This window comes from Aeromonas popoffii (assembly GCF_000820025.1).
Lineage (GTDB): Bacteria > Pseudomonadota > Gammaproteobacteria > Enterobacterales > Aeromonadaceae > Aeromonas > Aeromonas popoffii.
Genome location: NZ_CDBI01000091.1, coordinates 25,390 through 38,864, shown reverse-complemented (window position 1 = coordinate 38,864; position 13,475 = coordinate 25,390). Strand labels below are relative to the sequence as shown.

General features: G+C 60.5%; 14 protein-coding genes. 11 read left to right on the top strand and 3 right to left on the bottom strand.

Annotated elements, in window-relative coordinates; genetic code table 11:
* Positions 1-189 precede the first annotated feature (189 nt).
* The 7 genes from BN1129_RS19045 (at position 190) to BN1129_RS19015 (ending at position 7,148) form a co-directional block, all read left to right on the top strand.
* A complete protein-coding gene (locus tag BN1129_RS19045) occupies positions 190-783 on the top strand; it encodes a TetR/AcrR family transcriptional regulator (protein WP_042038670.1) in 594 nt (197 codons plus the stop codon).
* Between the two features lie 34 nt (positions 784-817).
* Positions 818-1,864 (top strand): heparan-alpha-glucosaminide N-acetyltransferase domain-containing protein, encoded by a 1,047-nt coding sequence (locus tag BN1129_RS19040; RefSeq protein WP_042038669.1) that lies wholly within the window; start codon positions 818-820, stop codon positions 1,862-1,864.
* Positions 1,865-2,319: 455 nt separating this feature from the next.
* Complete coding sequence (locus tag BN1129_RS19035; RefSeq protein WP_042038668.1) at positions 2,320-4,242, top strand: PTS mannitol transporter subunit IICBA; 1,923 nt, start codon at positions 2,320-2,322, stop codon at positions 4,240-4,242.
* Positions 4,243-4,279: 37 nt separating this feature from the next.
* The gene (locus BN1129_RS19030; protein ID WP_042038667.1) at positions 4,280-5,425 is read left to right on the top strand and encodes a mannitol-1-phosphate 5-dehydrogenase; all 1,146 of its coding nucleotides are present in this window, start codon (positions 4,280-4,282) and stop codon (positions 5,423-5,425) included.
* A 134-nt stretch (positions 5,426-5,559) separates the two neighbouring features.
* Entirely contained in the window at positions 5,560-6,081 is a 522-nt protein-coding gene (locus tag BN1129_RS19025; protein WP_042038666.1) for an MltR family transcriptional regulator, read from the top strand.
* A 175-nt stretch (positions 6,082-6,256) separates the two neighbouring features.
* A complete protein-coding gene (locus BN1129_RS19020; protein ID WP_042038665.1) occupies positions 6,257-6,835 on the top strand; it encodes a DNA-J related domain-containing protein in 579 nt (192 codons plus the stop codon).
* 64 nt (positions 6,836-6,899) lie between these two features.
* Positions 6,900-7,148, top strand: coding sequence for a hypothetical protein (locus BN1129_RS19015; protein ID WP_042038664.1), 249 nt, complete (start codon positions 6,900-6,902; stop codon positions 7,146-7,148).
* 41 nt (positions 7,149-7,189) lie between these two features.
* Here the strand turns inward: BN1129_RS19015 and BN1129_RS19010 are convergent, their stop codons facing one another.
* A complete protein-coding gene (locus BN1129_RS19010; protein ID WP_042038663.1) occupies positions 7,190-7,708 on the bottom strand; it encodes a mechanosensitive ion channel domain-containing protein in 519 nt (172 codons plus the stop codon).
* A gap of 9 nt (positions 7,709-7,717) precedes the next feature.
* The gene (zntB, locus tag BN1129_RS19005) at positions 7,718-8,710 is read right to left on the bottom strand and encodes a zinc transporter ZntB (RefSeq protein WP_042038662.1); all 993 of its coding nucleotides are present in this window, start codon (positions 8,708-8,710) and stop codon (positions 7,718-7,720) included.
* 102 nt (positions 8,711-8,812) lie between these two features.
* Here zntB and BN1129_RS19000 point away from each other — a divergent pair, with 102 nt between their 5' ends.
* Positions 8,813-9,262: a YaiI/YqxD family protein gene (locus tag BN1129_RS19000; RefSeq protein WP_042038661.1), complete on the top strand. Its 450-nt coding sequence runs from the start codon at positions 8,813-8,815 to the stop codon at positions 9,260-9,262.
* A 124-nt stretch (positions 9,263-9,386) separates the two neighbouring features.
* Positions 9,387-9,887 carry a metal-dependent hydrolase gene (locus tag BN1129_RS18995; protein ID WP_042038660.1) on the top strand — a complete coding sequence of 167 codons (501 nt, stop codon included), beginning with the start codon at positions 9,387-9,389 and terminating at the stop codon, positions 9,885-9,887.
* Between the two features lie 111 nt (positions 9,888-9,998).
* Here BN1129_RS18995 and BN1129_RS18990 read toward each other — a convergent pair whose 3' ends face one another.
* Positions 9,999-11,204: a NupC/NupG family nucleoside CNT transporter gene (locus tag BN1129_RS18990; RefSeq protein ID WP_042038659.1), complete on the bottom strand. Its 1,206-nt coding sequence runs from the start codon at positions 11,202-11,204 to the stop codon at positions 9,999-10,001.
* 562 nt (positions 11,205-11,766) lie between these two features.
* On the opposite strand from BN1129_RS18990, the gene dbpA reads away from it, so the two are divergent.
* On the top strand, positions 11,767-13,146 hold the full coding sequence (dbpA, locus tag BN1129_RS18985) for an ATP-dependent RNA helicase DbpA (protein ID WP_042038658.1): 1,380 nt from the start codon (positions 11,767-11,769) through the stop codon (positions 13,144-13,146).
* A 113-nt stretch (positions 13,147-13,259) separates the two neighbouring features.
* On the top strand, positions 13,260-13,475 hold a 216-nt coding region (locus BN1129_RS18980; RefSeq protein WP_042038657.1), incomplete at its 3' end, for a YkgJ family cysteine cluster protein.

Below are 13,475 nucleotides of genomic sequence, written 5' to 3'. Positions count from 1 at the left end.
ACCGGATTATTCGGGAACGTCACTGACCACTCGGCGGACGCATGGCTTGCCCCGGAGTCGGCCGACCAAGGAGATGCCTCCTCTTGGCTACCTGTGGCTTGCTTATTTTTCACACTGGGGATAAGGTGAACACCGAAAATGAACGAACGTTCGCTCATAAAATATCGACCAGCAAAGAGGAAACTGACCATGTCCATCAATCACAACCGCCTGGAGCAGCGGCGGGATCTGATCATCCAGGCAGCCCTCGGCTGCTTCATCGAGCGGGGCTTCCACCAAACAGGGATGCGCGACATAGCCGCCGCCGCAGGGGTGAGTCTGGGCAACCTCTATAACCACTTCGCCCGCAAAGAGGAGCTGATCGCGCTGATCGCCTCGCTGGAAGCCGCCGAGTTGCAGCCCCTGCTGGATGAGCTGGATCAGGGCTCCGCCCCCGCGGCACTGGCCCGCTTCGCCGCCGGCTATCTCGCCTGGTCGCAGACGCCGGAGAATCTGCTGCTCGGCACCGAAATCCTGGCCGAGCTGACCCGCCACCCCGAGATGGCCGCCACCTTCGCCAGCAACCAGCGCCAGCTGTGCGATGCCCTTGCCAATACGGTACGGCGGGGACAGCAGGAAGGATGTCTGGAGGCAAGACTGGACCCCGCTCTCACCGCCCAAATGCTGCTGGACGGGCTGGAGGGGCAGGCACTGCGCGATGCACTTGCTCTCCATCCGGATCAGCCCTCAGCGGCGCAACGATTGCCAAAGCTGCTGGACCTGCTGCTGGGGCCGGCCAACTGAGCCATAGATTCATCTACTGAGAGGCAAACCGCTCATGACATCGTCATCCAATAGACTGGAGGGGCTGGATCTGGCCCGCGCCATGGCCCTCCTCGGCATGGTGCTGGTGAACTTTCGCATCGCCATGGGTGTGCTGACAGGCGGACCTGACTGGCTCAAAGTCATGCTGGATGCGCTGGAGGGTCGTTCTGCCGCCAGCTTCGTGGTGCTGGCCGGCATAGGTCTCGGTCTCTCGACCCGCAAGCTGAGCTGGCCGACAGCCATGCAGCACACCGCCAAGCGGGCCCTGTTTCTGCTGATCCTGGGGCTGCTCAACTACTTGGTGTTTCCAGCCGACATCATCCACTACTACGCCGTTTATTTCCTGCTGGGGGCGTGCTGCCTGCGGTTACCCTCCCTCTGGCTGCTCTCCCTGATCCCCCTGCTGGCAGCGGGCTTCGTCATCCTGCTGTTTCACTTCAATTACGATCAGGGCTGGCAGTGGCACAGCTTAAGCTACCCCGAGTTCTGGACCCTGAACGGCTTCGTCCGCAATCTGCTGTTCAATGGCTGGCACCCCGTGGTGCCCTGGCTGGGCTTTCTGCTCTACGGCCTCTGGCTGAGTCGTCAGGCCCTCGCGAGCGAGAGCGTTCAGAGATGGCTGCTGGCCGGCGGTGTGGGCGCCATGGTGCTGGCCAGGGGGCTGTCGCTCTGGCTGCTGACACTGTTCCCCCAGCCCGAACTGGCCCCCCTGTTCGCGACAGGGCCCATTCCTCCTGCCCCGCTCTACCTGCTGTTTGGCATGGGGGCGGCCAGCACCCTGATCGCGCTCTGCCTCTGGCTCGGCCGCGCACTGCCCACAGCTCGCTGGTGGCAAGTCTGGCTGCCGGTCGGACGGCAGACGCTGACACTCTATATTGCCCATATCATGCTAGGCATGGGCGTGCTGGGGGGACTGGGCTGGCTGCAGGGGCAAGATCTGCCCAAAGTGGTACTGGCCGCCACCCTCTTTGCCCTGACGGCTCTGTTGTTCGCCAATCTGTGGAACCAACGCTTCGCCAGAGGACCACTGGAGGGGATAATGCGCCGCTTGTGTGATTGAATGCCAATCGTGAAAAGCTGAAAGTGGGTTACAAAACAATTGATTCATTGGTCATTAACAGTGTAAAGCGAAGGATTCATCGTCCTGCCCCTCTCATTGGAGGTCACTTCAATTGCCCCATTTGAATACAAATAATGCATTTGTGACAGAAATCACACTGACTGCGGGATTGCGCAAGCCAAATAAGGTGATCTTAATCACATTAAATGTGTGTTATTAGCAGGAAAGATCGATATGTAGCCAAACTACAACACCTGTATGTGATCAGGGTCACTATCAAGGGAGGGGGGTAGCCTGGATATTTGAGAGGTGTGTCACAAGGCACCCCGTTTTCAACCTAATGTGATCACAAGCTGGTAGATTGAAGTTGCTTAGACGACTGGGATGAAGGTTCGGCAAAACCCGTCATCCCGACTACCACTTTTAATCAAACAGGCTTAAAACGGGGTCCCGACATGTTATCACCGGATACCAAAGTCAAGATACAGAATTTTGGACGCTTCCTGTCCAATATGGTCATGCCCAACATAGGCGCTTTCATCGCCTGGGGCTTCATTACCGCCCTCTTCATCCCCACCGGCTGGCTGCCAAGCGACACCTTGGCCAAGCTGGTCGGCCCCATGATCACCTACCTGCTGCCACTGCTGATTGGCTACACCGGCGGCAAACTGATGGGCGGTGAGCGCGGCGGCGTAGTCGGTGCCATCACCACCATGGGCGTCATCGTGGGGACAGACATCCCCATGTTCATGGGCGCCATGATGGTCGGCCCGCTCGGTGGCTGGGCCATCAAGCGCTTCGACAAAGTGATGGAAGGGCGCGTCAAGAGCGGCTTCGAGATGCTGGTCAACAACTTCTCCGCTGGCCTCATCGGCATGCTGCTGGCGATCCTCGCCTTCTTCGTGATCGGCCCCTTCGTCAAGGTGCTCTCCGGCGTGCTGGCCGGTGGCGTCGGCTTCCTGGTGGAAAACCACATGCTGCCGCTCACCTCCATCTTCGTCGAACCGGCCAAGATCCTGTTCCTCAACAACGCCATCAACCACGGTATCTTCTCGCCACTGGGGATCCAGCAGGCGACCGAGCACGGCAGCTCCATCTTCTTCCTGATTGAAGCGAACCCGGGCCCGGGCATGGGCGTGCTGCTGGCCTACATGGTGTTCGGCCGTGGCGCCGCCAAGCAGTCCGCGGCTGGCGCCTCCATCATTCACTTCTTCGGCGGCATTCACGAGATCTACTTCCCCTATGTGCTGATGAACCCGCGCCTCATTCTGGCGGTGATCGCCGGTGGCATGACCGGGGTCTTCACCCTGACCCTGTTCAACGCCGGTCTGGTCTCCCCCGCTTCACCGGGTTCCATCTTCGCCGTGCTGTTGATGACGCCGAAAGCCTCCCTGATCGGGGTCGCGCTCTCCATCATCAGCTCGACCCTGGTCTCCTTCCTGGTCGCCGCCGTGTTCGTCCGTGCCCAACAGCCGGAAGCCGACGAGGCCGATGCGCTGGGTGAAGCCACTCGCAAGATGAAAGCCATGAAGGGCGGCAAGCCCGGGACCGCAGCGGCCAAGAAGCCGGGCGGTGAACTGATGGCGGTGCGCAATATCGTGGTTGCCTGCGATGCGGGCATGGGTTCCAGCGCCATGGGTGCCGGCATGCTGCGCAAGCGGGTGCAGGCCGCTGGGCTCGACATCAGCGTCACCAACCGCGCCATCGATCAGCTCGACGATCAGGTGGACTGGGTCATCACCCACAAGGATCTGACCGAGCGGGCCCGTCGCCATGCGCCGAACGCCCACCATATCTCGCTCACCAACTTCCTCGACAACGGCCTCTATCAGGAGCTGGTACAGAGCCTGACCCGGGCCGCCAACGATGACGTCGCCACCCCGCAGCTGCTGATCGCGGCCAACGACGACAGCTACGCACCGCAGGCCAGCGAGGTGTTCACCCTGGGCCGTCAGGACGTGCATCTGGGACTGAAAGCGGACAACAAGGAGGCCGCCATCCGGACTGCCGGCAAGCTGCTGGCGGAGCGGGGCTACGTGGCACCCGATTACGTCAACGCCATGCTGGAGCGCGAGCAGCTGGTCTCTACCTACCTCGGCGAATCTATCGCCGTGCCACATGGCACCATCGCCGCCAAGAAGTTCGTGAAGCGTACCGGCATCGTCATCTGCCAGTATCCGGCCGGCGTCGCCTTTGGTGAAGCGGCGGACGAGGTAGCGCGACTGGTGATCGGCATCGCCGCGTGCAACGACGAACACATGCAGGTGATAACCCGCCTGACCAATGCACTGGATGAACCCGGTCTCATCGACCGGCTGGCCAGCACCACGGATCCCCAGGAGTTTCTGGATCTGCTGGGTGCCGAGCATGCGGCGTAATCGTCCTTCATCGTCTTTGGTTAAAGAGGTTAATATTATGAAAACATTGCATTTTGGTGCTGGTAACATAGGTCGTGGCTTCATCGGCAAACTGCTGGCGGATGCCAGCCATCAAGTCACCTTCGCCGACGTCAACGAGACCCTGATCGATCAGCTCAACCACCGTCAGGAGTACAAGGTGCACGTGGTGGGGGCGGATCAGAAACTGGACGTGGTGCGCAACGTGGCGGCGGTCAGCTCCGCCGGTCACGAGGTGATCGCCCGTATCATCACCGCCGATCTGGTCACCACCGCGGTCGGCCCCAATATTCTGGACAAGATTGCCAGCACCCTGGCCAAGGGGCTGCAGGCCCGCTTCGATGCCGGCAACCTGACCCCCCTCAACGTCATCGCCTGCGAGAACATGGTGCGCGGCACCACGCATCTCAAGCAGGAGGTACTCAAGCACCTGCCGGTCGCGTATCATGCCACGCTCGAATCCTGCGTCGGCTTTGTCGACTCGGCGGTAGATCGCATCGTACCGCCCGCCGCGGCTGCCAACGATGATCCGCTGGAAGTGACGGTGGAGAGCTTCAGCGAGTGGATCGTCGATCAGACCCAGTTCAAGGGGGAGCTGCCGCAGGTGGCGGGCATGGAGCCCACCGACAACCTGATGGCCTTCGTCGAGCGCAAGCTGTTCACCCTCAACACCGGCCACATCGTCACCGCCTATCTCGGCAAGTTGCGGGGCTATCGCACTATCCGCGAGGCGATCGAGGATCCGCTGATCCGCAGCAAGGTGCGCCGTGCCATGGAGGAGAGCGGGGCCGTACTGGTGAAACGCTACGGCTTCGATCCCGGCCTGCATGCCGCCTACATAGAGAAGATCCTGGCCCGTTTCGCCAACCCCTATCTGGTGGACGAAATTGACCGGGTCGGCCGTCAACCGCTGCGCAAACTGGCGGCGGGAGACAGGCTGGTGAAGCCGCTGCTCGGCACGCTGGAGTACGGCCTGCCGAGCGAGCAGTTGCAGGAGGGGATCGCCGCGGCGCTGCACTATCGCAATGCCGATGACCCGCAGGCGGTGGAGTTGCAACACCTGTTGGCGGAGCTTGGCCCGGCCAAAGCGCTGGCCCACGTCACCGGCCTGGATGAAGAGAGCGAGGTGGTTCGCGCCATTGTCGCCCGTTACGAAACCTTGTAATGACCCTGCTTGCGGCGCATTCAGCCAGCCCTGATAGCGTGCCAAGCGCTTGAATGGCAAGGGGATGAGCCCCATACGATAAAAACCGGGAGAGAGGCACTCTCTCTCCTTTGTCAGCTGGACCCTATACACCTATGACCACACACCAGGAAGATGAAGTACTGGAACGACTGAACGAGCAGGATGGCCCCCGCGGCTTCTTTCTCGAAGCCGTGACCATCCTGGAAGAAGCGGTCGATTCCCTGATGCGACGCGCGTTCCGTCAGGAGGAGTATGCCGTCAAATACGCCATCGAACCCTTGCTCAACCAGAGCGGCCCTCTCGGCCAGCTGGAGGTGCGCCTCAAGCTCATCTTCGCCCTCGGCCTCATCTCCCTCGAGCGCTATCAGGATCTGGAGGCTTATCTCAAGATCCGCGACTTTCTGGTGCGCGACCCCAAGGATTACCGCTTCAGCGACAAGCCGATCCGCGACCTGCTCGACCGTCTGCACGGCGTCAATCAGGGTGGCATGATGAAACTTGAGCCCCCGGCCAGTGAAGAGGATTGGGCCTTCTACCAGATGCAGCTCAACCGGCTCGATCAGGTGGTGCGCTCGGCGCTGGTGCTGGCGGTGGCCGACTGTGTCACCGATCTCCACAAAGAGAGCCCCATCTAATCCGGCTCAATCTCATGACCGCCCAGCTGGCGGTCTTTTTCTTCGCCTCCCTTGCCACAGCGCCTTGCCCTGCCCCGTCGTGAATGTCACTCTGATCCATCACCACCTCGTCTGTACGTAGCGCACCGCGGACACCACAGACAGAGAGCCACCTCACCCGGAGGAATCGAATGTGATGAGTGACCAGAGCACCAACCCTCTGATAGCCCCTCTGCTAGCCCTGCTGCAACAGGCGGCGGGCAGCTACAAGGTGCACGAGCTGATGTCCGCCCTGCGCCAGCAGGGGGCCATTCCGGTGCTGGCCGACGATGAGCAGTTGCAGCTGTTTCGGGTCAACTTCCTGATCATGAACGCCCTCTACCAGCTGCAAGCCGAACTCTGGCAGGAGGGGTGGTGGCTGGTGATCAGCACCCTGGATATCCGGCTCGAACCGCTGACGAATGTCCCAGATGCCAGCCACGCCTTTGCCCTTGGCGAAAATTTGCGCAGCTACTATCTCGACTGGCAGGTGTTCTGGCAGACCGACCGAGCAGAGGTTGAAGCACTGCTTACCCGCTTCTGGCGTCGTTATGATGGCGCGGGGCACAGGGTGGAGGCACTGGCCCTGTTCGAGCTGACCGCCAATGCCAGCCAGGAGACAATCCGCCGCCGTTGGCGCGAGTTGGCACTGCAGCACCACCCGGATCGCGGTGGCGATGCCGAGACCTTCATCCGCATTCGCTGGGCTTGGGAGTGCCTGAACACGGCCAAATGATCCGGGCCGCCACCTGCCCCAGCCACTAGACTTGAAGAGACGCTATGAGTCACAGGAGGACGTCATGACAGTCAGCGAACTTCGCCTGCTCTACCAGCAGCAAACCTTCAAGGAAGCCGAGATCCTGCAGGATGCCATACTGCCGGGCTGGATAGTGGAGTTCAGGGGCCAGGATGGCAGGTTGTACGAGATGACAGACACCCTGGGTTGCCCCCGCTATTTCGGCTCGGTCGAAGAGGCCCGCCAGCACGTACATCTGGTGGCGGATTGCCCGATCCAGGTCGAGCATCTCTATCGCTTCTTCGAACGCTGAGCGACATTCAAAACAAAAAAAGCTCCGTAAGGAGCTTTTTTTCATTCCGGTTGCTGCGGTTCTGCCCCCTTGCCATCCAGCCGCCTGACCGGTTTTTGCAGGATCAGGTTGGCCGGATAGGTGACAAGATCGCCATTGTCATCGCGCACCTGCAGGTAGAACAGGCCAATCTCGGTGATGATACCGGTGACTGAATCGTCCTTGTCGAGGATGCGGATCCGGTCGCCAATTTTGTAGGGGAAGGCGAAAAAGATGGTGATGCTGGCGGTGATGTTGGAGAGGATCGACCACTGCGCCACCATGGCAACCCCGAGCACGGCGAAGAAGGAGGAGGCGAGCACCACCAGCCGGGAGAAGTCGAGCCCCCACACCCCGGCCAGGATCAGCAGGGTGGCGCAACCGAGCAGGAAGTGGAACACATGGGCCACGTAGAGCACCCGGTTCTCGCTCACCTGCCTGCTCTGGCCGAGCGCCAGCAGGCTCTTGTGGATCAGCCGCCGGATCTGGGTGTGGCACAGCAACAGCAGCAGGGTTACACCAAAAGATTGCCATATGGTCATGACGACTCCTTACCACCAGCGTCTGTGTTTGAGCCAGACGGCCAGCCCGGTGGCCAGTGCCACCAGCGAGCCGCAGAAGACCCAGAAGGCGGTCGGGCTCTCGGCCCCCGGAATCCCCCCCAGGTTGATACCAAACAGACCGGTCAGGAAGCTGGCGGGCAGAAATAGCAGCGCCATCACCGACATCTGGTAAGCCCGGCGATTGGTTGCCTCCGCCATCAGGTTGTTGATCTCGTCCGCCAGCACGGCGGTGCGCGCTACCCCGGCATCCAGATCATCCAGCCAGCGCCGCAACCGGTCGGCAATGTCGAGCAGGCGGCGGCGGTCATCCTCGTCCAGCCAGCTGATCTTCTCGTTGGCCAGACGCGCCACCAGATCCCGCTGGGGGGAGAGGTAACGGCGGATCATGATGAGCTGCTTGCGGATCAGCGCCAGTCGGCCGTTGGCGGGCAGGTCGCGCATCAGCACCATCTCCTCCAGATCCAGGATCTGATCATGCAGCTCCTCGACAAATTCCCCCGCCCGGTCGGTCAGGGCATCACACACCTCCACCAGCCAGTCGGCCGGGGTATCGGCACCACCGCCCAGCGTCAGCTGGTTGAACACATCCTGCTCGGAGAGCAGCGGACGACGACGGCTGCTGATGATGAGATCCGGGGTGATAAAGATACGCAGCGCCACCATCTCTTCGGGCCTGTGATCCTTGTTGTGATTGATGCCGCGCAGGATCAGCAGCACGGTTTCCCCCATCCGCACCAGCTTGGGCCTGTTGCTCTGGCCAAGCAGTGACTCTTTGGCCGCCTCATTGAGCAAGGGGGTGTGCAGCAACCAGCGGGCCGCTTCCGGATTGCCGTAATCCAGATGCAGCCAGCCAGGGCTCTTCCCCGGGATCTCGCTCCCCGCCGCCAGTGGCTGCATCCCACCCTTGCCATCCAGGGTCAGGGCATAAATCACATCACTGGGTACCCGATCCATCTGCTCGTCCTTTTCATTCAGTCTCATCGGGCCAGCTTACACTAAAGCCCGGCCTGACTCAGCCCTAGGGGCCGACCCGCGCTGGCCATGTTAAGATGCGGCCTTATTTCAGACACAGGAAGCCATGCCATGCCCATCTGGGTCGATGCCGATGCCTGCCCCCTCCCGGTCAAGGAGATCCTCTACCGCGCCGCCCACCGCGCCCAGGTCGTCACCACGCTAGTGGCCAATCAGGGACTGCGCGTGCCCCCCTCCCCCTTCATCAAGACCCAGCAGGTGGAGAAGGGGTTCGATGTGGCGGATCATGTCATCGCCCAACAGGTCACGCCGGGGGATCTGGTGATCACTGGCGACATACCGCTCGCCTCCTGGGTGATCGATGCCGGTGGCGAGGCACTCAACCCCCGCGGCGAGATCTATACCCGCGAGACCATCCAGGCGCGGCTCGGCATGCGCAACTTCATGGAAGAGCTGCGCTCGGCCGGCGTGCAGACCGGTGGCCCGGCCCCCTTCAATGCCGCCGACAAGCAGCGCTTCGCCAACGCCCTCGACAAGTGGCTGATCAAGGGCAAGCTGTAAAGAGACCCTAAAGGCGCCCTATTTGGGCGCTTTTTCGCCGTAACATCCTGATTTTTAAAATAACAGCTGACCACAACCATCAGGCTGGTAAGATGCGCCGCCATTTCTCCATGCCGTAGCCACCATGACAGCCCAAGGGCACCTGCTGTTTTCCGTCACCTGCACCCTGCTCGCCCACAAGCTCCAGCTCACACCGGCACTGGCCGATGCCAGCCTGTGGCAGACTATACCCGCCGCGCTGGCCAGCGCCCTGCTGCCGGATCTCGACCACCCCAAGTCCGTGCTAGGTCAGCGACTGCCCTGGATCTCCAAGCCATTGTCACGGCTGTTCGGCCATCGCGGCTTCACCCACAGCCTGCTGGCGGTGGCCGTGGCCGTGTGGGGGCTGGATCAGAGCCTGGCACCCGACCTGCTGCCCGTCGGGGTAAAGGATGCGCTCATTATCGGCTACCTCAGCCACCTGCTGGGGGATTGGCTCACCCCCGCCGGCATTCCGCTGTTCTGGCCGCTCAAGCAGCGCTACCGGCTGCCGGGCTGGCCGCTCAAGAGCGGCGGTGCCATCGAGACCGGCTTTTGCACCCTCACCCTGCTGGCGGCCGGTTACTGGAACCACTGGGCCGGTTGAGCGGGCCCAGACCCGGCACCACGGCAGATCAGCGGGAGGCACCTTTGCTCCCCCCTGAAAAAACAACCCCCTGCCGAGGCAGGGGGTTGTCCTGGTGATGGCGAGGTGCGATTAGATCATCACACCGGCAATCACAGCAGAGAGCAGGCTCACCAGGGTAGAACCGTACACCAGCTTCAGGCCAAAGCGGGAAACCATGTTGCCCTTATCTTCATTCAGTGCCTTCACCGCCCCGGCAATGATGCCGATGGAGCTGAAGTTGGCGAACGACACCATGAAGATGGAGAGGATGCCGACGGTGCGTGGAGAAAGCTCGGCAGCCACTTTGCCCAGATCCATCATGGCCACAAACTCGTTGGTCACCAGCTTGGTTGCCATGATGGAGCCGGCTTGCAGGGCTTCACCGCTCGGGATACCCAGGATCCAGGCGATCGGATAAAAGAGGTAGCCCATGACGTACTGGAAGTTGACGCCAAACGCCAGCTCGAACAGGTAGTTGATCAGGGCGATCAGGGCGATAAAGCCCACCAGCATGGCCGCCACGATCACGGCCACGGAGAAACCGGCCATGATGTACTCGCCCAACATCTCGAAGAAGTTCTCTCTCTTCGGCGTGTGGTGCTCGTCGCCCTCGACGATGGCTTTCAGGTCGGTGACCGAGTTGTCGGGCTCATACGGGTTGATCAGCGAGAGCACAATGAAGGTGCTAAACATGTTGAGCACCAGCGCGGCGACCACGTAACGCGGCTCGATCAGCTGCATATAGGCACCGACGATGGACATGGAAACGGTGGACATGGCCGTCGCCGCCAGGGTGTACATCTGCTTCTCGTTCAGGTGCGGCAGTGTGTTCTTGAGCGCGATGAAGTTCTCGGACTGGCCGACAATCATGGAGCTGATGGCGTTGAAGGATTCCAGCTTGCCCATGCCGTTGATCTTGGCCAGCACGGTACCGATACCGCGGATGACGATGGGTAGCAGACGGATGTACTGCAAAATACCGATCAGCACCGAGATGAAGACGATGGGCATCAACACCATCAGGAAGAAGGAGAAGGCCCCTTCGTTGACCAGGCCACCGAACACAAAGTCGGTACCCTGTTTGGCAAACTCCATCAACTTGGTAAAACCAGCCGCAAAGCCCCCCACCACGGCCAGACCCACTTCGGAGTTCAGCATGAACCAGGCCAGCGCCAGTTCGACCACCAGCAGTTGGCCGATATAACGCAGTTTGATCTGTTTCCAGTTGTGGCGGTTAGCCAGCAACGCGAGAGCGAGGACCATGACCAGTCCGAGCACAAAGTGAACGAATTCCATACCTGTAGCACCTGAGTGAATTGTAATTTTTGACCGGCGCCATCATAGACATTTGCACATTTAAAAATCAGATAACCATCACAATCCCGCGCAATATTATGCATGCGGGATAATACAAACGTTTTTAAATTAATTAAACGCCAAGCGCGGCATTAAATCATCGTTAATTAAATATAAAATAACCAATAAACAGTCACTTATAAATAAATCATTCAGTTTTAAAGCTGGTAAACCACCTCATTTCAACATCCACTCAAAGCGTTCTCCGCCCCATCGTAGCGGTCAGGTTAAATTTTATAGAAAAATATTTAATCAAACCAGATTGAAAAACGTTTATCTTATTTTCGATGAACGGGGTCAGCTTCATCGCGCTATTTTTGACGCTGTTTTGTATGCGGTTCCTCGCACACAAACAGGAAAAGCGCCGCTTTTTCCTTCACACGCCTCACCACATGCCTTTGCTCAGGCGTTCAAAAATCCGCCACACCCGAGGCCGCATTCTGGTACAATGCGCGGCCTTAGCGTTAGCGCATCCCCGTTTTCTCCGAAATAGAGTCCTTTTGTGAACAACAGCGAATTTAGCAGCCTCAACCTCTCCCCCGCCCTGCTCGAAAACCTCACCAGTCTGGGTTATCTGCAGATGACCCCGATCCAGGCCCAGAGCCTGCCCCTGGTGCTTGATGGCAAAGATCTGATCGCCAAGGCCAAGACCGGTAGCGGCAAAACAGCCGCCTTCGCCCTGGGCCTGCTCTCCAGCCTCAACGTCAACCGGCTCGAGGTGCAGGCGCTGGTGCTCTGCCCAACCCGCGAACTGGCAGATCAGGTGGCCCAGGAGATCCGTCGTCTGGCGCGCGCCCTGCCCAACGTCAAATTGGTGACCCTGTGTGGCGGCACCCCGACCGCGCCGCAATCCGCCACCCTAGGCTTTGGTGCCCACATCGCCGTCGGCACCCCAGGTCGCATTCTCAAGCACCTGGAACAGGGCACGCTGGAGCTCTCCGGCCTCAAGACGCTGGTGCTGGATGAAGCGGATCGCATGCTGGACATGGGCTTTGGCGAAGAGATAAACCGGGTCATCAGCCATGCTCCCCAGCAGCGTCAGACTTTGCTCTTCTCCGCCACCTACCCGGAGGGGATCGCCCAGATGAGCCGTGGCGTGCAGCGCAATCCGGTCGAGGTGAGCGTGGAATCCCTGCACGAGGGGAGCGCCATCGAACAGAAGCTCTACGAAGTGCCTGCCGGTCAGCGCCTCGACGCCCTGACCTGGCTGCTGAGCCACTATCAGCCAAGCTCCTGCGTGGTGTTCTGCAACACCAAGCGCGCCTGTAACGATGTGGCCGATCACCTGGCCGCCAAGGGCTTCTCGGCGCTGGCGCTGAACGGCGACCTGGAGCAACGCGAGCGGGATCAGGTGCTGGTGCGTTTTGCCAACGGCAGCGCCACCATACTGGTCGCCACCGACGTGGCCGCCCGTGGTCTGGACATCAAGGAGCTGGGCGCCGTCATCAACTTCGAGCTGACCTATGATCCCGAGGTGCACGTGCACCGCATCGGTCGTACCGGTCGCGCCGGCCAGCAGGGTCTGGCCCTGAGCCTGTATCAGCCGAACGAAGCCCAGCGCGTCAACTTCATCGAAGAGTACCAGCAGGCCCCGATGCCGCAGGGAGATCTGGCCGAGATAGGCCGCGAGATCAAGCCGATCGCGCCGCAGATGGTGACCCTCTCCATCGATGCGGGCCGCAAGACCAAAGTGCGGGCCGGTGACATCCTGGGGGCCCTGACCGGCGAAGGCGGTATTGCCGGGGCCGATGTTGGCAAGATCCAGATCTCCGAGCAGTACTCCTACGTAGCGGTGAAGCGCAGCGTGGCAAGCGCCGCCCTCAAGCGGTTGCAGGAAGGCAAGATCAAGGGGCGCACCTACCGCGCCCGCAAACTGGGTTAAGGAGGATGCCGGGCAGCACCCTGCCCGACGCGTCACGAACCACAGCACGGGCGCCTTTGCAGGCGCCTGTTTTTTATCGAACATGTGCCCTTCCCATGGCATGGACAACACAGATGAACAGAGAACCCCAAGCCGACGTCAGCTGCCAGAACTGCGAAGCCTGCTGCTGCCGCCTCGAAGTCATGCTGTTTACCGATACCGGCGTGCCAGATCGCTACGTGGACGAGATAGAGGGACAGGTGCCCGTGATGCACCGGCTAGAAGATGGCTGGTGTGCGGCGCTGGACCGCAATACCATGATGTGCCGTATCTATGAAGTGCGACCGCTG